The 23,327-nt window shown below is 64.6% G+C and carries 17 protein-coding genes and 1 other RNA gene; 8 read left to right on the top strand and 10 right to left on the bottom strand.

Features of this window, described 5'->3' with window-relative positions; genetic code table 11:
* Nucleotides 1-227: 227 nt before the first annotated feature.
* The 3 genes from RQH86_RS05695 to RQH86_RS05705 are packed head-to-tail and all read left to right on the top strand — an operon-like array spanning nucleotide 228 to nucleotide 4,158.
* Nucleotides 228-803, top strand: a complete 576-nt coding sequence (locus tag RQH86_RS05695) for a 2Fe-2S iron-sulfur cluster-binding protein (RefSeq protein WP_311240569.1) — start codon at nucleotides 228-230, stop codon at nucleotides 801-803.
* Nucleotides 776-1,864, top strand: coding sequence for a xanthine dehydrogenase family protein subunit M (locus RQH86_RS05700; RefSeq protein ID WP_311240568.1), 1,089 nt, complete (start codon nucleotides 776-778; stop codon nucleotides 1,862-1,864). The genes RQH86_RS05695 and RQH86_RS05700 overlap by 28 nt, the downstream gene beginning before the upstream one ends.
* On the top strand, nucleotides 1,861-4,158 hold the full coding sequence (locus RQH86_RS05705; protein ID WP_311240567.1) for a xanthine dehydrogenase family protein molybdopterin-binding subunit: 2,298 nt from the start codon (nucleotides 1,861-1,863) through the stop codon (nucleotides 4,156-4,158). The genes RQH86_RS05700 and RQH86_RS05705 overlap by 4 nt, the downstream gene beginning before the upstream one ends.
* 310 nt (nucleotides 4,159-4,468) lie before the next feature.
* Here RQH86_RS05705 and RQH86_RS05710 read toward each other — a convergent pair whose 3' ends face one another.
* The gene (locus RQH86_RS05710) at nucleotides 4,469-5,044 is read right to left on the bottom strand and encodes a helix-turn-helix domain-containing protein (protein ID WP_311240566.1); all 576 of its coding nucleotides are present in this window, start codon (nucleotides 5,042-5,044) and stop codon (nucleotides 4,469-4,471) included.
* Between the two features lie 132 nt (nucleotides 5,045-5,176).
* Here RQH86_RS05710 and RQH86_RS05715 point away from each other — a divergent pair, with 132 nt between their 5' ends.
* Complete coding sequence (locus RQH86_RS05715) at nucleotides 5,177-6,250, top strand: NAD(P)-dependent alcohol dehydrogenase (protein WP_311240565.1); 1,074 nt, start codon at nucleotides 5,177-5,179, stop codon at nucleotides 6,248-6,250.
* A 532-nt stretch (nucleotides 6,251-6,782) separates the two neighbouring features.
* Complete coding sequence (locus RQH86_RS05720; protein WP_311240564.1) at nucleotides 6,783-7,478, top strand: fibronectin type III-like domain-contianing protein; 696 nt, start codon at nucleotides 6,783-6,785, stop codon at nucleotides 7,476-7,478.
* A 224-nt stretch (nucleotides 7,479-7,702) separates the two neighbouring features.
* Here RQH86_RS05720 and RQH86_RS05725 read toward each other — a convergent pair whose 3' ends face one another.
* Together RQH86_RS05725 and RQH86_RS05730 are read right to left on the bottom strand one after the other, a co-directional pair.
* The gene (locus RQH86_RS05725) at nucleotides 7,703-10,237 is read right to left on the bottom strand and encodes an excinuclease ABC subunit UvrA (RefSeq protein WP_311240563.1); all 2,535 of its coding nucleotides are present in this window, start codon (nucleotides 10,235-10,237) and stop codon (nucleotides 7,703-7,705) included.
* 642 nt (nucleotides 10,238-10,879) lie between these two features.
* Nucleotides 10,880-11,518, bottom strand: coding sequence for an HD domain-containing protein (locus RQH86_RS05730; protein ID WP_311240214.1), 639 nt, complete (start codon nucleotides 11,516-11,518; stop codon nucleotides 10,880-10,882).
* Nucleotides 11,519-11,695: 177 nt separating this feature from the next.
* On the opposite strand from RQH86_RS05730, the gene RQH86_RS05735 reads away from it, so the two are divergent.
* A non-coding RNA gene (locus RQH86_RS05735) (sX9 sRNA) lies at nucleotides 11,696-11,772 on the top strand.
* Between the two features lie 40 nt (nucleotides 11,773-11,812).
* A complete protein-coding gene (locus RQH86_RS05740; protein WP_311240215.1) occupies nucleotides 11,813-12,559 on the top strand; it encodes an EAL domain-containing protein in 747 nt (248 codons plus the stop codon).
* 201 nt (nucleotides 12,560-12,760) lie between these two features.
* On the opposite strand, the gene RQH86_RS05745 is transcribed toward RQH86_RS05740, so the two are convergent.
* The 3 genes from RQH86_RS05745 to RQH86_RS05755 all read right to left on the bottom strand — a co-directional run bounded on the left by RQH86_RS05745 (nucleotide 12,761) and on the right by RQH86_RS05755 (nucleotide 15,616).
* Nucleotides 12,761-13,066, bottom strand: coding sequence for a UBP-type zinc finger domain-containing protein (locus RQH86_RS05745; protein ID WP_115512307.1), 306 nt, complete (start codon nucleotides 13,064-13,066; stop codon nucleotides 12,761-12,763).
* On the bottom strand, nucleotides 13,063-14,772 hold the full coding sequence (locus RQH86_RS05750; RefSeq protein WP_311240216.1) for an FAD-dependent oxidoreductase: 1,710 nt from the start codon (nucleotides 14,770-14,772) through the stop codon (nucleotides 13,063-13,065). Before RQH86_RS05750 ends, RQH86_RS05745 begins: the two co-directional genes overlap by 4 nt.
* 214 nt (nucleotides 14,773-14,986) lie before the next feature.
* Nucleotides 14,987-15,616, bottom strand: coding sequence for an alpha-ketoglutarate-dependent dioxygenase AlkB (locus RQH86_RS05755; RefSeq protein WP_311240232.1), 630 nt, complete (start codon nucleotides 15,614-15,616; stop codon nucleotides 14,987-14,989).
* A gap of 757 nt (nucleotides 15,617-16,373) precedes the next feature.
* On the opposite strand from RQH86_RS05755, the gene RQH86_RS05760 reads away from it, so the two are divergent.
* Nucleotides 16,374-18,734, top strand: coding sequence for a GH92 family glycosyl hydrolase (locus RQH86_RS05760; protein WP_311240217.1), 2,361 nt, complete (start codon nucleotides 16,374-16,376; stop codon nucleotides 18,732-18,734).
* Here RQH86_RS05760 and RQH86_RS05765 read toward each other — a convergent pair.
* From RQH86_RS05765 to RQH86_RS05780, 4 genes are all read right to left on the bottom strand, one after another.
* Nucleotides 18,728-19,444 (bottom strand): DUF429 domain-containing protein, encoded by a 717-nt coding sequence (locus RQH86_RS05765; RefSeq protein WP_311240218.1) that lies wholly within the window; start codon nucleotides 19,442-19,444, stop codon nucleotides 18,728-18,730. The two genes, RQH86_RS05760 and RQH86_RS05765, sit on opposite strands and share 7 nt — an antisense overlap.
* Nucleotides 19,445-19,677: 233 nt before the next feature.
* Nucleotides 19,678-21,219, bottom strand: coding sequence for a glycoside hydrolase family 30 protein (locus RQH86_RS05770; RefSeq protein ID WP_311240233.1), 1,542 nt, complete (start codon nucleotides 21,217-21,219; stop codon nucleotides 19,678-19,680).
* A 450-nt stretch (nucleotides 21,220-21,669) separates the two neighbouring features.
* The gene (locus RQH86_RS05775) at nucleotides 21,670-22,545 is read right to left on the bottom strand and encodes an NAD(P)H-hydrate dehydratase (protein WP_311240219.1); all 876 of its coding nucleotides are present in this window, start codon (nucleotides 22,543-22,545) and stop codon (nucleotides 21,670-21,672) included.
* Nucleotide 22,546: 1 nt separating this feature from the next.
* Nucleotides 22,547-23,326 carry a histidine phosphatase family protein gene (locus RQH86_RS05780; RefSeq protein ID WP_055846294.1) on the bottom strand — a complete coding sequence of 260 codons (780 nt, stop codon included), beginning with the start codon at nucleotides 23,324-23,326 and terminating at the stop codon, nucleotides 22,547-22,549.
* Nucleotide 23,327: the final 1 nt, after the last annotated feature.

Below are 23,327 nucleotides of genomic sequence, written 5' to 3' on the forward strand. Positions count from 1 at the left end.
ACGATGACGCGCAACGCGCAACGCACCTGCAAAGCGGTCCACTGCGCTACGCAACCAATTGCCCATTGCACGCCATCGCAATGCAGCTGAGCGAACGCCACAGCATTGCGATTGGCATGCGCAAGCGCGACCGAGCATCGCTACATCTACACCGTCCCTACACCGCACCTTGACCCTACGCGCGTCAAGGTGAGTCCCCTCCTCCCAGCCATCGCCACGGGGTTCGCATGAATGCCACGCCCGCCACTGCCGATCACACGGCGCCGGCAATCGCCACCGCTGCGCCGACTTACCCGGTCAACCTGCGCATCAATGGTCAGCCCTATCAATTGCAATTGGAAGCCTGGATCAGCCTGCTCGATCTGCTGCGCGATCGGCTCGATCTCACCGGCACCAAAAAGGGCTGCGATCACGGCCAATGCGGTGCATGCACGGTGCTGGTCGACGGCCGCCGCATCAACAGCTGCCTGACGTTAGCGGTGATGCAGGACGGCGCCGACATCACCACCGTCGAGGGTCTGGCCGATGGCGACCAGCTGCATCCGCTGCAGCGCGCCTTCATCGCGCACGATGCGTTTCAGTGCGGGTATTGCACGCCGGGGCAACTGTGTTCTGCGGTTGGCCTGCTCAATGAAGGAAAAGCGCACGACCGCGATCAGGTACGCGAATTGATGAGCGGCAATCTGTGCCGGTGTGGTGCGTATCCGCAGATCACCGATGCGGTGATGGAAGTGATGGGCAAGCCCAGCGACAGCAGCGACAGCGCTGCCACGCCGTGGACGCCCGGGACGGTGCCGGCATGATCCCGCTCAACTACACGCGCCCAGACAGCGTGGATGCCGCACTCGCTGCCATCGCATCGCGCGGCAACGACCCGCAGCCGGTGCCCTCCGACGCATCCGTGCGCCTGATCGCCGGCGGCACCAACCTCACCGACTTGATGAAGCTGCAGCTGATGCGCCCCAGCAGCCTGGTCGACATCAATCGCCTGCCGCTGGACAGCATTACCACGCTGCCGGAGGGCGGCCTGCGCCTGGGCGCACTCGCGCGCAATGCCGACACTGCCTATCACCCAGAGGTCGAGACGCGTTACCCGTTGCTGAGCGCGGCAATCCTGGCAGGCGCGTCGCCGCAGATCCGCAACATGGCCAGCAACGGCGGTAATCTGTTGCAACGTACGCGCTGCCTGTATTTCTACGATCACGCCACACCTTGCAACAAGCGTGCACCGGGCAGCGGGTGTTCGGCCATTGGCGGGCTGACCAAGTACAACGCCATTCTCGGCACCAGCGCGCACTGCATCGCCACGCATCCGTCGGATATGTGCGTGGCATTGGCGGCGCTGAATGCAGTGGTCCATGTGCAAGGCCCGCAAGGCGAACGCGATATTGCCTTTGCCGATTTTCATCGGTTGCCTGGCGATCATCCGGAACTGGACAGCACGCTGGCGCCGGACGAGTTGATCGTGCATATCGATCTGCCCGACGCGCAGCGCTTTGTCGCCCATAGCGCCTATCTGAAAATCCGCGAGCGCCTGTCGTATGCGTTTGCACTGGTGTCGGTGGCTGCTGCGCTGGATTTGAAGGACGACGGCAGCATTGGCGAGGTGCGTGTCGCACTGGGCGGGGTGGCGCATAAGCCGTGGCGCAATCCCGATGCAGAAGCGCAACTGGTGGGATTGCCAGCGACCGCAGACACGTTCGCAGCTCTGGCCGATGTCTTGCTGCAAGGTGCACAAGCGCAGGGCGAAAACGCCTTCAAGCTGCCAATGGCGCGCCGCGCCATCGTGCGCGCACTCGAGGTCGCACGCGAGGGCACCACTGACAACCGCGGGCGCACCAGTGCGCTGGAGCAAGCGCCATGAACGCACGCAACACCGATCTATCCAACAGCGAATTGACGCCGCCGGTTGCCGATCAAGGCACCGGCTTCCGCCCCACCGGCACCGGTGTACCGCGCATCGATGGGCGTGCAAAAGTCACAGGCCAGGCGCGCTATGCCGCGGAGTGGCCGGTGCCGGATCTGGCCTATGGCGTGGTGGTCAGCAGCACGATCGCCAAGGGCACGATTGTCGGCTTCGATCTGGCTGCCGCACGCGCGGTGCCGGGTGTGCTGGAGATCATCACCCACGACAATCGCCCGCACATGCGTGGCATGGATCTGTTCTACAAGGACATGACAGCGCCGGCCGGTTCGCCATTTCGCCCCCTGTACGACAACAACGTGCGCTACAGCGGGCAGCCGGTGGCACTAGTGGTGGCAGACACGTTCGAGGCTGCGCGCCATGCAGCGCATCTGGTGCAGGTGGAGTACGCGCAAGAGCCGCACGCAACCAACTTGATGACCAATCTGGAGCGTGCGCACAAACCCAAGGCGTTGAAGGCAGGATTTTCGCCACCGCCCAAGGACAGGGGCGAACCGGACACCGCCTTCGTCAATGCCGCCTGTCAGGTGCAGGCCGATTACTACAGCGGTGTGGAGCACCACAACCCGATGGAGTTGTTCGCCTCCACCGTGATCCGCGAGGAAGACGGCCACTTCACCATCTACGACAAGACCCAGGGCTCGCAGAACAGCCGTTGGTATGTGTCGCATGTGTTCGGCCTGAGCAAGCGCAAGGTCACCGTGCGTAACCCGTATGTGGGCGGCGCGTTCGGCTCCGGCCTGCGGCCGCAATATCAGCTGGCGCTGGCGGTGATGGCCTCGATCAAGCTGGACCGCTCGGTGCGTGTGGTGATGACGCGGCAACAGATGTTTACCTTCGGCCATCGCCCGGAAACCGTGCAGCGGCTCAAGCTCGGTGCCGACCGCGATGGCAGCTTGCGCGCCATCTGGCACGAGGCCATCGCCGAGACCTCGCGCATCGAAGATTACGTCGAGGTGGTGGTCAACTGGAGCGGGCAGCTGTACGCCTGCGACAACGTGCATCTTGGCTACAACCTGGTCAGCCTGGATCAGTACAGCCCGATGGACATGCGCGCGCCCGGTGCCACTCATGGCATGCATGCGCTGGAAGTGGCGATGGACGAGCTGGCCTACGAGGTCGGCATCGATCCGCTGGCGCTGCGGCTGAAGAATTACGCCGAGGTCAATCCAGCTGACGGTAAGCCGTTTTCCAGCAAGGCGTTGCGCGAGTGTTACCAGCAAGGTGCCGAGCGCTTTGGCTGGGCACAGCGTCCGCCGCAGCCGCGCGCACGCAAGGAAGGCCGCGAGTGGGTCGGCTGGGGCATGGCCACCGGGCAATGGGATGCGATGCAGATGTTTGCGCGCGCCCATGCCGTGCTGCACGCCGATGGCCGACTGGTGGTGAGCAGTGCCGCCAGCGATATCGGCACCGGCACCTACACGGTGATGGCGATGATCGCTGCCGAAGCGCTGGGCCTGCCGCTGGAACAGGTGACCTTCCAGCTTGGCGACTCGACCCTGCCTGTCGCACCTATCGAAGGCGGCTCCTCGCATGTCACCACGATCGGCTCGGCGGTGGACGGTGTATGCGGCAAGTTGCGCACGCGCCTGCTGCGCCTGGCTCAGGCCTTGCCCAACTCGCGCTTTGCGCGGGTCAAGCTGGACGATGTGGTGTTTGCCGATGGCACGATTGCATTGCGTGCCGATGCCAGCAGCGCGATTGCGTTACCTGCATTGTTGCGTGCAGCCGAACTGGAGCAGATCGAAGACAAGTTCCTGCTGCTGCCCAACGTGCTCAAACAGCGCAAATACACCCGTGCCACGCACGCTGCGGTGTTCGTAGAAGTGCGCGTGGACGAAGAGCTCGGCAGCGTGCGGGTGACGCGCGTGGTCAGCGCGATTGCTGCGGGGCGCATTCTCAACCCGACCACCGCGCGCAGCCAGATCATCGGCGGCGTGGTGTGGGGCATCGGCCAGGCCTTGCACGAACATACCCAGGCCGATCACCGCTTCGGCCGCTTCATGAATCACGATCTGGCGCAGTATCACGTCTCCGCCAATGCCGACATCCACGACATCGAGGTGATCTTTGCCGATGAAGACGACCGCGTGGTCAGCAGCCTGGGGGCGAAAGGCGTCGGCGAGATCGGCCAGGTGGGTGTGTCGGCAGCCATCTGCAATGCCATCTTCCACGCCACCGGCAAACGCATCCGCAGCACGCCAATGACGCCGGACAAGGTGATGGCAGACTGAGCGACCTGCTGCGGGATCTCAGGATCTCGCAGTCAGGGATGATGGCGTCTCCCCACGGGCTCGACATTGCACGATGTCGGGCCCGCTGCGTGATTGCGAACGCGCCTTGCAAGCACAAGCTAACCAGGCTCAATCACTCAAACAGATGCACACCGCATAGCTCGCCGACATCCAGCACGCGCCATCTATTGCCGTTGAGCACACGACACAGTGCCGATTGACGACTGACGACTGACGACTGACGTCAAAACGCGATGACCACTCCAGATCAACACGCCGCACCAACCTTCTCACCTGCACGCCACCGGCATCACCGTCTCCGTACGGCCTTCTTCTTGCCCGGCGTCTGCGCACTGCCCGCCTGCACCGTGGACAAGGCCATGGTGATCAGACCGGCGATCAAACGGCGCAACACCGCTTCGTTATCCGCCGATGCCTTGAGGCTGGTGGTGGCAAGCCGCAGGATGTAGGCAAGATCGGCTGCCGACATCGCGCTGTTGTCGCGCACATGCGGGCGCAGCAGCTGCACCAGCGTGTCTTCCATCTGCTGGTACAGCGCATCCAGCGCATCGGGCGCATACACCCCGCAGTTGGCAACCAGATCCAGCCCGTTTTCAGAGTCGATCACCGCAGCCACCGGCTCCAGCACCCAGATATCGAACAACTGCCGTAACTGGGTGTGCAGGTCCTGCGTATCGCGTACGCGCTGCGCCGTTGCGGCCGCGCAAATATCGCGCTGACGCACGACCTGCGCGGCGAAGATCGCCTCTTTGTTGGGGAACGCGGCATACAGCGACGGCCGCGACATCTGCGCAGCCTGGGCGATGTCGCTCATGCTCACCTTGCGGTAGCCATGCCGTAAAAACAGCTGCAGCGCGGTCTCCATGACACGCGCCTCCTTGCTTTCGGCAGGCGCTGTGGCGGGGATAGCCGCCTCCTTCGATTGCTTTACACTTGACATTGTTTGTAAATACGTAAATCTTACACGTTCCGCCAATTGTAAAGCACAGCGACCGCCATGACCTCTACCAATCCGCGCACCAGCGGCGCCAGCCGCACCACCCGCGCCTATGCAGCGCTCGAAAAAGAAGGCGCCATGGTGCCGTGGCAGTTCGAAAGCCGCGCGGTACGCGCCACCGATGTCGCAATCAAGGTACTGTTCTGCGGCGTCTGCCATTCGGACCTGCACTCGGTGAACAAGTGGGCAAGCGAATACCCGCTGGTGCCGGGCCATGAGATCGTTGGCGAAGTGATCGAGCTGGGCGCGGAGGTCGAAGGCTTTACGCTGGGCCAGCGCGTGATGATCGGCACCATCGTCGACTCCTGCCGGCACTGCGCGCCGTGTCAGGCGCATGACGAAGTGTATTGCCACGCCTTCCCCACCCTGACCTTCGATGGCGTGGATCGCGTGGACGGCAGCCGCACGCGCGGCGGCTATTCGGAGTACTACGTGTCCGACGCCCGCTTCGTCTACCCATTGCCCGACGGCCTGGACCCGGCGGCAGCAGCGCCACTGCTGTGTGCCGGTATCACCTGCTTTGCGCCGCTGCACCGCTACGGCATCGGCCCCGGCCACACCGTCGGCGTGGTCGGCATCGGCGGGCTTGGCCATCTCGGCATCAAGTTCGCCCGTGCCATGGGCGCACATGTCGTCGCCTTCACCACCTCGCCGAAGAAAGCCGCCGAAGCGCACCGCCTGGGCGCGCACGAGGTGGTGGTCTCCACCGATGCGGCGCAAATGCAGGCGCAGGCCTACCGCTTCGATTTCATCCTCGACACCGTCTCGCGCAGCTACCCCATGAACGACATGCTCAAGGCGCTCAATCTCGACGGCACGCTGTGCACGCTGGGCCTGCCCGACCAACTGGATTTCCGCCCGGTCTTGCTGGCCATGGGCCGCCGCAAGGTCACCAGCTCGGGCACCGGCGGTACCGCCGACACCCACAGCATGCTCGCGTTCTGCCAGCAGCACGGCATCGTGGCCGATATCGAATTGATCAAACTGCAGGACATCAACGCCGCATTCGAGCGCGTCCACAACAACGATGTGCACTACCGCTTTGTGATCGATCTGCAAGCATCGGCCTTGTAAGCGGACAGCCGCGCAATGCCGGCGCGGCCGGTGCGCGTGCCGGCATTGCATCGCTTCGTTGCAACGTCAGCCCGATGCGCGAACCGGCCTTCCCCAAGCCCAACATCCGATGCGAACCCAACCGGTCGCAGGGCATCGCGCTGATGTAGCGTGAGCGCATCTTCTGCCCAGCAAGGTTCCCGCATGCCTGCGCGCACTACACGTCGTGAGTTGCTTCGTGGTGCGGCCACGCTCGCAGTGCTGTCGCGTATTCCCAGCGGCTGGGCGCTGCCACCGGGGCCATCGCGTGGGCCGGCCTTCATCGAGGCGTTGATCGCGCGCATGAGCGTGGAAGAAAAGGCCGGCCAGCTTAGTAGTCTTTTCGGTTCTGCAGAACAGGTCGACAAAGCGATTAACGCCAATCCGGCGAGCAAGGACGGCGCCGGGCGCAACCAGTTGGCCGCGGCGCGGGCCGGGCAACTAACCGGCGTGTTCAGCGGCGCCAACGTGCGCTGGCATCGGCAGCTGCAAGAGGCTGCGCTGACTGGCCGCAGTGGCGGCCACCGGCACGCCGGTCGTGCTGCTGCTGAGCACCGGCCCTGCGCTCGCGCTGCAAGGCCCGGCGCTGCAAAGCGCGGCGATCCTGGTCACCTGGTTTTTGGCCTCGGAAGCCGGCAATGCAATTGCCGATATCGTGTGCGGTGTGCAGGCGCCCTCTGGCCGTTTGCCGGTGAGTTTTCCGCATGCCGCAGGCCAGGTGCCCTACACCTGTGCGCACCCGCCCAGCGGCCGCCCCAACCTGGATCTGCACGGCTTGCAGCGGTACACCACGCATGACCGCGACGTGCCCAACACGGCCCTGTTCCCGTTTGGCCATGGCCTGACCTACGGGCGCATCGCCTACACCGATCTGCAGCTAAGCGCGCCGCAGATGACGGCGACCGGCAGCCTGCAGATCACCGCACGCATCAGCACCCATGGCAGCCGCGACGCCGACGAAGTGGTGCAGCTCTATCTGCGCGACCGCACCGCCAGCATTGCCCGCCCGGTGCGTGAGCTCAAGGACTTCCGCAAGGTCAGGGTGCCTGCCGGCGGTAGCGTCAGCGTGCAGTTCGAGCTGCGTCGCGCGCATCTGGTGTTTGTCGGGCAGGCAATGACCCCGATCGTGGAGTCGGGCCTGTTCGATGTATGGCTTGCGCCATCTGCCGAAGCCGATGGCGTGCATGCGCAATTCGAGTTATTGGGCTGAGTAATCAACAAAACACAGCGTGCCGCTGCCAATAGGTCGTGGACGGCGCACAGGCGCCGCGGGGCAGCCGAGGTACATGGCACCGTCGAGCACAGGCAGCGCGCGTTCGCTGCCGGCGCAGTCGCTTCGACGGTTGCTCCAAGCACGCCGCTGCTGAGACCGCCGCTGCACCGGCTGATGTTGCGAGTGCTGGACAACCGCGGCGCACCGGATGTCGCTGCGCTTTACGCTCCGGCCAGCACCTGTGCCAGGAACGGCGCGGTGCGGCTGGCACGGTGCCGCGCAACCGCATCCGGCGTGCCGGCAACCACCACGTTGCCGCCGGCACCGCCCGCGGCCGGCCCCATGTCCAGCACCCAATCGCTGCTGGCGGCCACGCGCATATCGTGCTCGACCACGATCACCGTATTGCCGGCGTCCACCAGTCCTTGCAGCTGGGTCATCAAAGTATCCACGTCGGACGGATGCAGGCCGGTGGTGGGCTCGTCCAGCACGTAGACGGTGTCGCGCCGCTGTGCGCGTTGCAGTTCGGTGGCCAGCTTGATGCGCTGCGCTTCGCCACCGGACAACTCGGTGGCCGGCTGGCCCAGACGCAGATACCCCAGCCCCACTTCGCGCAACACTTGCAACGGCCGCAACACGCTGGCGTCGTCGGCAAAAAATGCCGCCGCCTGATCCACTGTCATCGCCAACACCTGCGCGATGGTGTGCCCGCGCAGTTCGATCTCCAGCGTCTTGGCGTTGTAGCGCGCGCCGTGGCAGGTGGGGCACGGTGCGTACACGCTGGGCATGAACAGCAGTTCCACCGACACCGAGCCTTCGCCTTCGCACGTGGCGCAGCGGCCCTTGGCGACGTTGAACGAAAATTGCCCGGGGTCGTAGCGACGACGGCGCGCAGTGGGCGTGGCCGCAAACAACTTGCGCACCGGATCGAACAAGCCGGTGTAGGTGGCCAGGTTGGAGCGCGGCGTGCGGCCGATCGGTTTCTGATCCACCCGCACCAGCCGGCGCACGCGATCGAGCCCGCCGACGATCGCACCACCCAGCGGCACCTGCGTGTCGCGCTCCAAGGGGTCCAGTGCGTCGTCCTCTTCAGACTCTGCATGACCAAGATACGCGGCCAGCAATTCCACCAGCGCCTGGCTCACAAGCGACGATTTGCCCGAGCCGGACACACCGGTCACCGTGGTGAACACGCCCAACGGCAGATCCACATCCAGCGCGCGTACGTTGTTGCGGGTGATGCCGCGCAGCTGCAGCCAGCCGGTCGCGGCGCGCGCATGACTTAGCACCGCCGGTGGCGTGCCGAACAGATAACGCCGCGTGGACGATGCCGCCACCGCGTCCAGACCCGCTGGCGGCCCGCTATAAAGCACCTGCCCGCCATGGACGCCGGCCGCAGGGCCCACGTCCACGATCCAGTCGGCATGGCGGATCACATCCACCTCGTGCTCGACCACGAACACCGAGTTACCCGCCGCCTTCAACTGGTCCAGCGCGCCCAGCAACGCCTGCGCATCGGCTGGATGCAAGCCCGCCGATGGCTCGTCCATCACATACACCACGCCGAACAACTGCGAGCGGATCTGCGTGGCAAGCCGCAGGCGTTGCAGCTCGCCCGGCGACAGCGTGGGCGTGCTGCGCTCCAGGCTGAGATAACCCAGGCCCAGCGCCTGCACCACGGCGATCCGCGCGCGCAAATCCTCGGCAATGCGTTGCGCGGCGATCACCTGTTCCGGGTGCTGCGTGGCGCCCTTCTTCTTTGCCTGCATCCGCACATCGGCATCGGCGGCCGGGCGCAACAGCTCGGCCACTTCATCCAGCGGCCTGCGCGACAACTCGCCGATATCCAACCCGGCAAAGGTCACCGACAACGCCTCGCGTCGCAGCCGCTTGCCATCGCATTGCGGGCACAGCGTGCTGACCAGATACTGCGCCACGCGCTTTTTCATCTGCGCGCTCTGCGTGCTGGCAAAGGTGTGCAACACATAGCGCCGCGCACTGGTAAAGGTGCCCATGTAGCTGGGCTCTTCCTTGCGTTTGAGTGCGCGCTTGACCTCGTCCAGGCTGTAGCCGGCATACACCGGCACCACCGGTTGCTCATCGGTGTACAAAATCCAGTCGCGGGTTTTCTTCGGCAGCGTGTGCCACGGCACATCTACATCGTGGCCCAGCGTGGTGAGGATGTCGCGCTGGTTCTGCCCATGCCAGGCGCCCGGCCAGGCGGCCACCGCACGCTCGCGGATGCTCAGGCTGCGGTCGAGCACCATGGTGGCTTCGGTGGCGTCGTAGATGCGGCCCAGGCCGTGACAGGTGGGACAGGCGCCGGCCGGCGTATTGGGCGAAAACCCGTCCGCATAGATGATCTCCTGCCCAGGCGGATAACTGCCCGCACGCGAATACAGCATGCGCAGCGAGTTGGAGATGGTGGTGACGCTGCCCACCGACGAGCGCGCACTCGGTGCGCCGCGTGCCTGCTGCAGGGCCACCGCTGGCGGCAGCCCATCGATGGCATCCACTTCCGGCACGCCCACCTGGTCGATCAGGCGACGCGCATACGGCGAAATCGAATCCAGATAGCGGCGCTGCGCCTCGGCAAAGATAGTGCCGAACGCCAGCGACGACTTGCCCGAGCCGGACACCCCGGTAAACACCACCAGCGCATCGCGCGGAATGTCCACGTCCACATTCTTGAGGTTGTGCTCGCGCGCACCGCGCACGCACACCAGGCCGGAGGAAGACGACGTTGCGTTAGACATGACTAGCGAACCGACATTCGACAGCGCCCTAGCCTAGCGCGGCATGCATGCAGCCGATGTCGTTGCAACATCGTAGCGTCGTTTAGATGCAGGCAGATGCTCGGATCAAAAGTCTGGTTAGTCGAAGGCGCGGTGCCCTCACCGCTCGCGGGACACGCCGTGAATCCTTCGGTGGAGGCTCGGTGGCAGCATCCATGCCGCCACACGGTCCCGCAAGCGGCGAGGACACCGCGCCAGAGAGCTGGTCGGTAAATTAAGTAAAAAGCTGGTGGTCTTGTGAATTGTGGCTTGCTGATGAGGGTCGCAGAACTGCAGGTGAGCTAGCGAGTCAGAGGCACACCATGCATTGCTTGCAACCCTGCACAAGGACCATCTCGACTGGTCCTTGGCCGCCCACCGTCGCGGGACCTTACGCGGCATGGATGCCGCGTAAGAGCTTACAAGGACGTACTTGCAGCGTGTCCCGCGATGGTGGGCGGCCAAGGGCCCTGCAGCCAGGCCGCAACTCAGCCGCTCTGCAATCGACGCATCCACACCGTAAATCGCACCTAGCAACCTGGCCGTGTATCGATGGGAACCACACCTCGGCAGCGCGCCCCTGGCGATGAGCGCAGTCGTGTTGCCGGCTGCTCTACAACCCGCTCATCCCAACGCATGCGCCGGCACCGGCTGCTCGCCGGTATCGGCCAACGCCTGCATGCGCATGACAACGCCACTAAACAGCCGCGCGGTGGCGGCATTGCGGGTGCGAAAGATGGCTTCCAGTTCACCGTAGTACCACAACGTGCCTTCGCGCCCGGCAGTGAACACGTTGAAGATGTCCTGACCCACGGCGGGGTTTTCCAGGTCCTGCACAATGGTGCGCGCGTTATAGAGCTTGTCGCAGCCGGACACCAGCAGCGCACGCTCGGGTGTCTTGCGCAGGTGCTCCAGGTAGGCCTGCTTGCGCTCGCGCCAATCGCGTTTGCGCGCACGCTCGGTGTTGTCCACCTCCGCCTTGTCTTCGGCAGTGGCATCGGTACACGCCATCACGATGTCGGCCACGGTATCGCCGAACTGCGCGCGGATCGAGGCCTCGTGCCCGCCGCCGCAGTCTTCCACCACATCGTGCAGCAAACCGGCAATGGCCTGCTCTTCATCGCCACCGCATTCCAGCACCAGCGTAGACACGCCGAGTAAATGGCTCAGGTACGGAATCTGCGTCCCCTTGCGCACCTGTCCGGCATGGGCGATGCGCGCGTAATCCACGGCCTGGGCGTAACGTTCGGTGAGAGCGGTCATTGGGCGTCCGATGCGAGCGATGGCACATTATCGCCGAGCCCGACCACGCGCAGGGTGAGGATGCTGCGATGCGCAATTTAGGCTCAATGACGCGCCATTGCGGCCGATAGGATCAAGAGCAACAAGCAAAAGGATTGTGCAACCGCCAGGCGGGCGCGGCCGGTGCTCGGAATCAGCATGTACCACTCGTACACTCCGGTTCTGAGCGCGCGGTCCACATCCACCTGGCGACTGCTCGCTATGTTGTGTTAGCCACTCTAAGCTCGATCCACGCCGTACGATTTTCTCTACGCCATGACCCAACTTCCTGTTTGCAACGCCTGCCGCGACGGCCGCGACTTTCCCACCGCCATCACCATGGCCTTCCAGCCGATCGTGGACGTCTCCACGCGCAGCATATATGCCGGCGAGGCACTGGTGCGCGGCGTCAACGGCGAGTCGGCCGGCAGCATCCTGGCCGCCGTGGATGAGCGCAACCGCTATGCCTTCGACCAGGCCTGCCGTATCAAGGCGATCGAATGCGCCGCGCAGATCGCGCTACCGGCACTGCTGTCGATCAACTTCATGCCCAATGCGGTCTACAACCCCGAGCACTGCCTGCGCGCCACGCTCTCGGCCACTGCGCAACATGGCTGGCCGCTGGACGCGATCATCTTCGAGGTCAGCGAGCAGGAACATCTCACCGATCCCGCGCATCTGCTGGACATCCTGCGAACCTACCAAGCGCGCGGCATGAAGACCGCCATCGACGACTTCGGCGCCGGCTATGCCGGGCTCGGCCTGCTGGCCGACTTCCAGCCGGACCTGCTCAAGCTGGACATCGCCCTGATCCGCGGCATCGACACCGACCGCAGCCGCCAGGCGATCGTGCGCCACGTCACCCGTATGTGCGAAGAACTCGGCATCGCCGTAATCGCCGAAGGCATTGAAGAACCCGAGGAATACCGCACCCTGCGCGACATGGGCATCCACCTGCAGCAAGGCTACCTGTTCGCCAGACCGCAGATCGGCCTGCTACCGCAGGTGCAGTGGCCGGAGTGAGCAACGCTGCGTGCGCGGCATGAGTGAAGTGGGCGAAGCGGCACACCCATCATCCCGCCCCATCAACCATCAGCAACACACCACCCAAACACGTAAGACCTCAGCAGCACACAAACCGCTCCAACGATTCCCCACTCCCGATTCCCGATTTCCAGCGGCGCCCCAGCCAACCATCAGCACCCCACCAACCCGACGCGCCGCTCACACATACCGCGGAATCGGCCCCAGCTGCGGCGTCTGGTCCGGCAGTTCCACCTCCACTTCGTCCACATAGCACCAGCCCCAGCCTTCGGGTGGGTCGTAGCCTTCGATGATGGGATGGCCGGTGGCGTGATAGTGCGCGGTGGCATGGCGATGCGGGGAATCGTCGCAGCAGCCCACGTGGCCGCAGATGCGGCACAGGCGCAGATGCACCCAGGCGCTATCGATGGCAAGACACTCTTCGCAGCCACGCGCACTCGGCGTGACCTCTTCAATCTGCGTGGTGTGGGTGCACTGGTGGCTCATGCGGTGGTCGACTCCTGATGGGCGCTGGCAAGTTCGGAGGCCGGCACCGGGTTGGCCTGATGGGCGAGATATTGATGGATCTGTGCGACCACGGCGGCACCCTCGCCCACCGCAGCCGCCACGCGCTTGACCGAGCCGGCACGCACATCGCCGATGGCGAACACGCCCGGGCGATTGGTTTCCAGCGGCAGACACGCCGGCACGCCGTCGCCGCGCGCGGTGCCGGTAATGACGAAGCCACGCGCATCGGTGTCCACGCATTGCTGCACCCACGCGGTATTGGGATCGGCGCCGACAAACAAAAACAGATGCCGCAACTCCACGCGTGTGGTTGCACCGTCGCCGCGCGTACGCAGCACAGCAGCCTGCAAGCCGCGATCGTGGTCGCCTTCCAGCGCGGTCACTTCGGTGCCGGTATGCAGGTGCACGTTGGGCAACGCGGCAATGCGCTCGATCAGGTATTGCGACATCGAGGCTTCCAGCCCGGTGCCGCGAATGATCAGGTGCAGCTCCTTGACGCGCGGCGCCAAAAACGCCACCGCCTGCCCTGCAGAATTGCCACCGCCCACCAGCGCCACCACGCCGCCCGCGCACAGGCGCGCTTCCACCGGCGAGGCCCAATACGACACGCCGTGGCCTTCGAAGCGGTCCAGCCCTTCGATCTGCGGGCGTCGATAGCGCGCGCCCGAGGCGATCACCACGGTGCTGGCCAGCAGCTGCTTGCCGTCGGCCAGATCCAGACGCAGCGCGCCGTCGTCGCGACTGCACTCCAGCGTTGCCGCTTCGATCGGGATGGCCAACTCTGCACCGAATTTCAGTGCCTGGTTATAGGCGCGGCCGGCCAGCGCCTGCCCGGAAATCCCGGTCGGAAAGCCCAGATAATTTTCGATGCGTGCCGATGCGCCGGCCTGCCCGCCGATGGCGCGCTGGTCCATCACCAGCACCGACAAGCCTTCGGACGCGGCGTAGACCGCCGTCGCCAGACCCGCAGGGCCGGCGCCCACAATCGCCACGTCGTAGCGCTTGTCCGGGTCGATGTCCGGCGTCATGCCCAGGCAATGCGCGGCTTCGGCATCGCTGGGCTGGCGCAGCACGCGGCCGCTGGGGCAGACCATCACCGGGAGATCGTGCTTCTGGATGCCCAGCCGCTCGACCAGGGCGCGGCCCTCGGCATCGGACACATCCATCACCGTGTTGGGATAGCCGTTACGGGTCAAGAACCCCTGCAAACGGGTCAGATGCGGATCGTCCGGCGCGCCGATCAAGACCGACCCCGACGCATCGCCTTCGATCAGGCCCACGCGGCGCAGGATCAACGCACGCATCACCACCTCGCCCACTTCGGCCGAACTGATCATCAGCGCGCGCAGATGCGCGGTGTCGAAGGGCAGCGCCAGGCAGCCGTCGGTCCCGGCCCGTCCGGCCGCCAGCGATGCGCGACCGGCCAGCTGACTCACCTCACCGGTGAACTGGCCTGGCGTGTGCCGGGTGATCGGCTTTTCGTTGCCCAGCCCGTCGCGGCGCACCACCTCGATGGCGCCTTCCAGCACCACCCACACCGGTGCGTGCGCATCGCCGACCTCGAACACAATCTCGCCGGCGTCGAACCGCTGCGCCGGCCCGCTGGCAAAGCGCCGCGTGATCGCCAACTGGCCCGCGTCCAGCTCGGGAAACATCTGATGGTGACGGGTATCGTCCAGAGGCATGGATCGGCAGCATTTGAGGGGGGGTGCATGCAAGCATGGCCAGTGGTGACGGCAATGGCAATCACCCGAAATAGGCAATGTCAGGCATACCAGACGACACGCAGTGGAAAGCGCACGCGAGCGCAGGCAGCTGCCAGAGACGCGCGTGCAGGTCGCTGTAAAACCACCCTCGCTCAGCCAAGCACCACCGGCCAATCGACTGCCCGCATGTGCATCAGCGCTGCGCCGGCTGCCAATGCGGGCCGTGCTGCCCTGCCGCCATGCGCTCGGCCGGACGCACACGAAATACCACGCTCATGCGCTCGCCCACCGCCCGGCTGGTCTTGGGAATGCCATGCGTGTGCGTGAGCTGCGAGGCATGGCTCATCGCCAACAGGCTGCCCGATGCCAACTCCACACCGATGGTGCGGCTGCGGCCATCGTTCGCACGCAGATGCATGCGCCTTGTAACCCCCAGCGACAGCAGCGCGATGGGATGTGGCGCAAGCAGCGTGTGTAGCGCGTCGTGATGCATCGCCACGCTGTCGTGCCCATCGCGGTACAGATTCAACCCCACTGTGTTGTACGGGGCGGGCAACACCGCCTGCACCGTATCGAGCAGGCGCTGCAACGGCAGGCCGGGCGGCAAGGCCGCGTCCAACCGGTAAGAGGCCAGCAACCGCGGCACCGCCACCACGCGGTCGTACATCTCACGCCGCTGACTGTGCCAGTCGGCGCGCTCGCGCAGTGCCGCAAAGCACTCCAGCGCCAGTGCAGGCGTCAGCAGCTGCGGCCAATAGCGCACGCCGCCTTCGGCATCGTCCAGCACCTGCAAGGGTGCGACGGGGGTATCGAACAAATCCATCTGCGTCATATGCGGGCGAATGCCAAGGATTTCAGCTGCGCGTTGCCGTTACGTAGTGCGCCCACCCGACCAGTTCAGTTTCATGCTGCGGGACGCAAATACCCTGCGTGTCGTTCACGCCATGGACTGCGCGTGGGTGTCTGGAAGCTGTAGCGTCATTCTGTGTATTGCAGCTCTCCCGCCGAGGCCGTGGTTTGCGGTGTGTCCAGCTGCGTTGACCAAGCTGCTGACAAACCCGTTGCCGTTGACGTTGCCGAGCAAGTGGCGCACATCGTGTTGGCCGCACACAGCGAGGTGGTGTTGCATGCAGCTACCGCGTGCAGCGGCACAGCTGGCGTACGCATCATAAAAGTCCTTGCTCGTACATATCAGTGGCAAGCAAGCCGGGCAGGTCAAGGCACAGGCGGGCAGCGCGCAACATTTCATCGCGCAGATCGATTGACGATGGCGGTGTGCGGTGTGCGGTGTGCGACGTGCGACGTGCGACGTCGTTGAATATCAGATGCTGATTTACGCAGACGCACACGTTGAAGCATCGCAACGCGTAGTCGTCTACGAGGGAGCCGCATGTCGCGCGTCCACCTCGCACGGTATGGCTGCTGCACCGCTGCTTGCGTGCTCGCTTAACGGCGCATCGCCATCCCATAAGCACCTAGCGACCCCAACAACGATCAATCCGTCGCACACAGCGCGACGCCTGTGGCAGGCAACGCCGCTGTGCTACGGTCCGGCGCTGCATCCGCCGGAGACGTTTCGCATGCCGCATAGATCGATCGCATCCTCGCCTCTGCGTTGGCTGGTGCTGCTTGCCAGCCTTGCTGTCACTGCCGGCAGCGCAGCGCCACGCGCGGCCGAGTCTGCCTTCAACGCGGTGGACCCGTTCATCGGCACCGGCGGCGAAGGACACACCTATCCCGGTGCCACGGTGCCGTTCGGCATGGCGCAGTTGAGCCCGGATACGCAGATCAAACCGCGCAAGGAGGCATACGGCTGGGCTGCGGGGTATCGGCATAGCGACAGCACCATCGTCGGGTTCTCGCACACGCATTTTTCCGGCTCCGGGCATTCGGATCTGGGCGACATCCTGCTGATGCCGCAAGTTGGCGAGGTCAAGCTGGAGCGCGGCGATGCCAGTAAGCCCGGCAGCGGCTACACCGCGCAGTTCGATCACGCCAGCGAGCAGGCGCAACCCGGCTATTACGCAGTGACGCTGAAAGACCGCGCCATCCGTGCCGAGCTCACCGCCAGCGCACGCGTGGGCGTGCACCGCTATACCTTCCCCAAGGGCAAGCCGGCACATGTGCTGGTGGATCTGCGCACCAGCCTGTACGACTATCCGGGCAAGGTGCAGTGGTCGCGGCTGCGTGTGCGCAGCGATGGCACCGTCACCGGCTTTCGCGAAACACGCGGCTGGGCACCGGGGCGGCAGTTGTATTTCGCCATGCGTTTTTCGCGCCCGCTCACCGCCACCCAGCTGCACGACACCGAGCAGGACATCCCGTACAAGGGCTTCCCGCCGCCGGGCGACAAGCACCCCGCGCAACGCGCGCAGATCGAAGGCCGGCAACTGGTCGGCGTATTCGATGTCGCCAACGACGGCACACCGCTGGTGGTCACCGTGGCGCTGTCGCCGGTCAGCGAAGATGGCGCCATCGCCAATCTGCAGGCCGAAGTGCCGGACTTCGATTTCAACCGCGTCCGCGCCGATGCGCGCGCGCAATGGACCCAGGCGCTGTCGGCGATCGATGCGCAAGGTACGCCGCAACAGCGCACCCAGCTTTACACCGCGCTGTATCACACCCTGCTCGGGCCCACGCTGTTCATGGACAGCGATGGCCGCTATCGCGGGCCGGACAACGCCGTGCATCAGGCCACTGGCTGGACCAACTATTCCACCTTCTCGCTGTGGGACACCTATCGCGCACTGCATCCGTTACTGACCCTGGTGCAGCCAGCGCAACGCACAAGCGACGTGGTCAATTCCCTGCTCGCGTCGCGCCGCGAAAGTGCCTACGGCATCCTTCCCGTTTGGGCATTCCACGGCCTGGAAACCTGGTGCATGATCGGCTACCACGCGGTGCCGGTGATTGCCGATGCCTACATGAAAGGCATCGGCGGCTTCGATGCCAACGAAGCGCTCGATGCCATGGTCGCCAGCGCCAACTACGGCCCCTACGATGGCATCGCGCAATACCGCGAGCTGGGTTACGTACCCATCGACGAAGAAGGCGAAGCCGCATCCAAGACACTGGAATACGCCTTCGACGACTGGACCATCGCGCGCATGGCCGGTGCGCTCGGCAAGCGGGAGATTGCCACCGAATTCACCAAACGCGCCGGCAACTGGAAGCATGCCTTCGACCCGGCCACCGGCTACCTGCGGGCCCGCACCCGCGCCGGCGCATTCCGCGAACCGTTCGACCCCTCGGCCAGCGGTTACGGCAGCGACTACACCGAAGGCAATGCGTGGCAGTACTCGTGGTACGTGCCGCAGGATGTCGCCGGGCTCGCCGCCGCGCATGGCGGCGAAGACAAGCTGCTTACGCGGCTGGACGCGGTGTTCGACGCCAAGGTCGACCCCAAGGTGTTTGAGCACATGGAAGACATCACCGGACTGATCGGCTGGTACGCACACGGCAACGAACCCAGCCACCACGTCGCCTATCTGTACGCCTACGCTGGCCAGCCGTGGCGCACGCAGGCGCGCCTCACCCAAATCATGGACAGCCAATACCATGCCGGCCCGGAAGGCCTGGCCGGCAACGACGACCTCGGCCAGATGTCGGCCTGGTACGTGTTCACCACACTGGGGTTCTATCCGGTCGCGCCGGGCAGCAACCAATACATCATCGGCCGCCCGTTCCTGCCGCGCGCCACGCTCAACCTGCCCAACGGCAAGCATTTCAGCGTCATCGCAGACGGCGTGAGCAAAGCGCGCCCGTATATCGGCAGCGCCACCCTCAACGGACAGCCGCTGACCCGCGCCTACCTGACCCATCAGGAGATTCAGGCCGGCGGCGAACTGCGCGTGCGCATGCAGGCAACACCGAACACACAATGGGCCACCGACCCGGCGCAGCGGCCGTATTCGATGTCGGCACCGGCGTCGGCTCAGTAATAGATGCCCATCCGCAACCCGCAGGCATCGCGCTCCACCACCGCTGGCAGACTGCCAGCGGTTCCTGCGGCAATGCGCTGCGCGCTCCAGTGGGCCGCCAGGGCATCGAGCACATCGTCTGGCTGGGCACATGCGCGCGGCACGCGCTCCAGCAGCGACGCAACGCGCTCCGCACCGTAGTGATCGCCTAACAAGGTGCGCCGTTGTCGGTGTCCTTCGCTGCTTTTCTTGGGTGCCGCCAGGCCTTGCCCGCCGGCAAGCGCTGCAAACGACACTTCCGGATGCACCTCAAATACGTGCTCCGCCCATGCGGGGTCTGCACGCAACGCGCTGTCCCAGTCGCGAATCTTGGGCAGCAACGCAAACGACTGCACACCAAAGCCGCGTTGCTTTTCATGATCCAGCACGCGATGCAACGCCGATGCTTCTGCTTGTGTTTCAGCCTGCAAGATGTCGCGCAACGGCGCCGCAAAGATGCTGCACGCACGGCGCCCACCCACAAAGCGGCGCGCTTGTACCTCTGCCGCGCGTGAGGCGTGCTCACTCAAGCCCAGCGGAATATCGACACCCAGCACCTCCACGTCGCGCAACGCCACCGTCAGCTCGGCCACCGTTGCGTAATACGCAAATGCCAGCGCTTCGTCCACCTCCCACACCGCAATCCAGCCGCTGCGTGCACCGTCCACGCCTACACAATGGTGTCGTTTCACGTACCGGTTCTCGCTAAAGGATTGCATCGGTTGACTGCCATGTGATGCAACAGCGCCTGTCCTGCGTTACACGTACATATGGCGCACAACATTTGAGCAGCGTCGATCCACCCGTGGTGACTCACTGCCGGCTTCGATCACACCAAAGCCTCCCCTTCTCCAGCCCGGAGACGATGCCCGAAGGGCGGATGAGGGTACGCAAGCTCCACCAACACTCCGAGCACCATCCACGCTTACTGCGTCATCACCACCGTCTGGATCGCATGCGCCGGAATCTCCAATTCACTCGACGCCTCACCCACATACAGGTTATAGCGGATTGCCACGTCGCTGGCATTCATCACCACCGTCGCCAGTGAGCCATCGCGGTTGGCAAATGCAGTCGTCATCAGATTGCTGCGGCTACTGGCCGCACTCACCCGCCGCGCACCCGGCCGGATGAACTTGGAAAAGTGGCCGATATACCAATAGCTCGGCGTATAAGTCACCTCACCCGTGCGCGTGTCGGCGTGCACCGGTGCAAAGCAGTAATTGCCCACATGATTGGGCCCACCGTTCTGGTCGAGCAGGATGTTCCAGTCGGTCCAACCCACCGCGCCATGATTGAGGTCGTTGATGATGGCGGTGCCATAGCGCTCGCCATTGGGCCAGTGCTGCAACTTCGCGGGGTCAAACTTTTCCACCGCCGCTTCGGTGAGCAGCAGATGCTTGTCCGGGTATGCCTGCGCCACTGCTGCCACGTTCTCCACCATCGGTTCGAATCCAGCCCAGGTTTCGTACCAATGAAAACCCATGCCCCACGCGTATTTGGCCGCGTCCGGGTCGTCGAAGATCACGTGCGCGCGGTGCACCATCATGTCGCGGTTGTGGTCCCACACGATGATCTTGCGTTCGCCATAGCCGGCGCTCGCCATAGTCGGGCCAAGATGGTTCTTCAAGAAGTCGCGCTCTTCCTCGGCCGAAAACAGCATCGACTCCCAGGTCTGCACCGCCATCGGCTCGTTCTGCAGGCTGATGCCCCAGATCGGGATGCCGGCCTTTTCGTAGGCAGCGATAAAACGGGTGTAGTAGCTGGCCCAGACCTGCGCATACTCCGGTAACAGCTTGCCGCCCTTGAGCATGTTGTTGCTGTCTTTCATGAAGGCCGGTGCGCTCCATGGGCTCGCAAACGTGGTGAGCGTGCCTCCGGCCGCAGCGATGGCCTGGCGCAGCATCGGAATGCGGTATTTCGCATCGTGCTTGACTGAAAAACTCTTCAGCGCTGCATCGCCTTCCTTGATGTAGGTGTAGCTGCCGCTACTGAAATCCGAGCTATGGATGGTGGTGCGCGCCAATGTATAGCCGATGCCCTTTTGTGGGTCGTAGTACGCGGTGAGCAGCGCGCGTTGCGCAGGCTTGGGTAGCTTGGCAAAGGTCTCCGCACTGGAGTCGGTAATCGCTCCCCCAATGCCCAGCAGCTCCTGAAACTGGCGCTGCGGATTGACGAAGATGGAGTTCTCTTTTTCGGTCAGCGCATGCCCTACCCTGGGCGCATCGGCGGTGCTGACACGCATCTGCTGCGGTGCGCCTTGGGCGGACGTGTAGACGCGTAGTGCGCCGGCGGGTGCTGCTGGCGGAGTAGCAGCATCTACAACGGCGGCTTCTAGCTTATTCGCCGAGGGAGTAGAGGCAGATGATGCCGTTGATGCCGGCCTCGGAATCGGCGTTGCTGCTGCGGACGCTGCAGATGCCAACACTGTTTCAGTCGCAGCGCTCCAAACGCCAAGCACTCCCATCACCGACCACGCAATTGCTCGCTTCACCGTGCACCCTCCCAGGTTGGTCGCACAGCCTAACCGACCGACGCGCCGCAAAATGCCCCGACAAACGAGCGCAAGCGCGGATTGCCTCTCCCCATTGAACAAGTGCCCGGGGAGCGCATGAAAGTATGTCGGCTGAGCTTATGGCCAAGCCAGTCAATCAACGACGCAGTCTCAGCCTTCTCCCGTCGGGAGCAGGTGGCCCAAAGGGCCGGATGAGGGTACGTCTGCACGGATTGGTGCCCAGTCCATCAATCAACGCAACAACACAGATGCCAACCGGGACAGCACGTCCGTTATTCGCAGCACCCTTACTCATGCCCCGGCCCCATCCTGCGGCGCAAGCGCTCCAAAACACGTCAGCCAGTCGTGTGCAGGCTGTATTTCGCCCGGACCGATGCAGGACGCAAATCATCTGCAAGTCCACTACAGCGCAGACCTTGCCAACCGATCCAGAATCCCAGGCACTTCCACTCCAAGCTCCCGCGCCAGAAACCCCACCGGCCCGATTCTCTTGGCCAACTGCCTGCCCGCGGCCGCATGCACCAACACGCCCCATAACGCAGCGCTCAACGCGTCGCAGCCGCGCGCGGCAAAACCGGCAATCAATCCCGCCAGGACATCGCCAGAGCCGGAGGTGCCCAACCCGGACGCACCGCCGCGATGCACCCACAGCACGCCATCCGGGCCGGCAATAACACTGTTCGCGCCCTTGACGATCACCACGCTGCGCATCGTCTTCGCAAACGCCAACGCGTAGTCGCCAGGCGCCGCTTCCACCGCCGCCTTGTCGTCGCCGGCCAGCGTGGCCATCTCGCCGGCATGCGGGGTCAACACGAACGGGCGGCCCACCGGCGCACGCAAGCGTGGCGATAACGCGCCCGCATCCAGCACCAGCGTGCACACCGCCTGCGCAATCGCACGTTTGACCAACGCCGCAGTGGTGTTGGTCGACGCCATGCCCGGCCCGATGACCGCCGCATCGCAGGACGCCATGGCCGCATCGAGCGCACGGTGCCCGCGCACAATTTCTCCTTGCGCGTTCTGCCCCAACCCCAGCACCAAGGCTTCCGGCACCGCCAACGCCATCCCCGGTGCAACGCTCGCCGCGGTGGCGATCTGCAGCTTGCCTGCACCCGCCCGCAATGCCGCCTCGCCAGCCAACAACGCGGCGCCTGGCACACGCATCGATCCACCCACAATCAGCACGCGCCCACGCTGCTCCTTGTCGCCACCGGGCGATGGCAGCGGCATCGCACGCAATGCCGCTGCGGTGAGCATCCGCACGCGTGCCGAAGCCATGTCAGCGCGCTCCTGCCGGCCGATCGGACTCGGTGGTCACCGGCTCCTGCGCCAGCTCTGGCGACACAAACTTGGTGCGCACCAGCTCCAGCGACTGCCCATCGGCTGCGGCCACGTACTCGGTCACCCCGCAATTTGGCACATCGCCCTCGCGGTCGATGCCCAGAATGGTGGCCTCGTCCATCCGCTCGATCAGATAGCGGAAGCAATTGACGATCACCTGATGCCCCACGATCAACACGCGCGCACCCACATGATTACGCTGCAAATCGCCCACAATGCTGCGCAGGCGAAAGATCACATCGCACCAGCTTTCGCCACCGGGCGGGCGGAAGTAGAACTTGCCCACCAAGTTACGTTGCTCAAACAACGCAGGAAATGCATCTCGAATACCGGACGTGGTGTAGCGGTCGAGCACGCCGAATTCCTTTTCGCGCAGCCGCTCGTCCAAGCTCACTGCACCGGCGGGTTGGCCCAGCGCCCGCGCCACCGCCGCGGCGGTCTGCCGTGCACGCACATAGGTGGAACTCAGGATCAAGGTCGGCCGCTCGTGCTCTGGCAGGCCTGCCATCCACGCACCCAGGGCCTCCGCCTGGCGCTCACCCAGCGGCGAAAGCGGAATATCCGCATCGCGGTGCTCCAGCTCGATCAGCGCCGCTCCCTTGGCCTCGGCCACATCGCGCGCAACATTGCCTGCGCTCTGCCCATGCCGCACCACCCACAACCGCGCCGGCCACTGCGCCGACACCCCTGCAACCGCACTGTTCTCACTCACATGCATC

It is taken from the genome of Xanthomonas sp. WCS2018Noco2-27 (assembly GCF_031843525.1).
Taxonomy (GTDB): Bacteria; Pseudomonadota; Gammaproteobacteria; order Xanthomonadales; family Xanthomonadaceae; genus Xanthomonas.

Excerpts from the sequence above, each read along its gene's own strand:
- RQH86_RS05780 (WP_055846294.1), bottom strand. The coding sequence starts at position 23,326 with ATGCATGTGAGTGAGAACAGTGCGGTTGCAGGGGTGTCGGCGCAGTGG.
- RQH86_RS05740 (WP_311240215.1), top strand. The coding sequence starts at position 11,813 with ATGACCCAACTTCCTGTTTGCAACGCCTGCCGCGACGGCCGCGACTTT.
- RQH86_RS05755 (WP_311240232.1), bottom strand. The coding sequence starts at position 15,616 with ATGGATTTGTTCGATACCCCCGTCGCACCCTTGCAGGTGCTGGACGAT.
- RQH86_RS05730 (WP_311240214.1), bottom strand. The coding sequence starts at position 11,518 with ATGACCGCTCTCACCGAACGTTACGCCCAGGCCGTGGATTACGCGCGC.
- RQH86_RS05745 (WP_115512307.1), bottom strand. The coding sequence starts at position 13,066 with ATGAGCCACCAGTGCACCCACACCACGCAGATTGAAGAGGTCACGCCG.
- RQH86_RS05750 (WP_311240216.1), bottom strand. The coding sequence starts at position 14,772 with ATGCCTCTGGACGATACCCGTCACCATCAGATGTTTCCCGAGCTGGAC.
- RQH86_RS05710 (WP_311240566.1), bottom strand. The coding sequence starts at position 5,044 with ATGGAGACCGCGCTGCAGCTGTTTTTACGGCATGGCTACCGCAAGGTG.
- RQH86_RS05760 (WP_311240217.1), top strand. The coding sequence starts at position 16,374 with ATGCCGCATAGATCGATCGCATCCTCGCCTCTGCGTTGGCTGGTGCTG.
- RQH86_RS05770 (WP_311240233.1), bottom strand. The coding sequence starts at position 21,219 with ATGGGAGTGCTTGGCGTTTGGAGCGCTGCGACTGAAACAGTGTTGGCA.
- RQH86_RS05695 (WP_311240569.1), top strand. The coding sequence starts at position 228 with ATGAATGCCACGCCCGCCACTGCCGATCACACGGCGCCGGCAATCGCC.
- RQH86_RS05725 (WP_311240563.1), bottom strand. The coding sequence starts at position 10,237 with ATGTCTAACGCAACGTCGTCTTCCTCCGGCCTGGTGTGCGTGCGCGGT.
- RQH86_RS05715 (WP_311240565.1), top strand. The coding sequence starts at position 5,177 with ATGACCTCTACCAATCCGCGCACCAGCGGCGCCAGCCGCACCACCCGC.
- RQH86_RS05775 (WP_311240219.1), bottom strand. The coding sequence starts at position 22,545 with ATGGCTTCGGCACGCGTGCGGATGCTCACCGCAGCGGCATTGCGTGCG.
- RQH86_RS05705 (WP_311240567.1), top strand. The coding sequence starts at position 1,861 with ATGAACGCACGCAACACCGATCTATCCAACAGCGAATTGACGCCGCCG.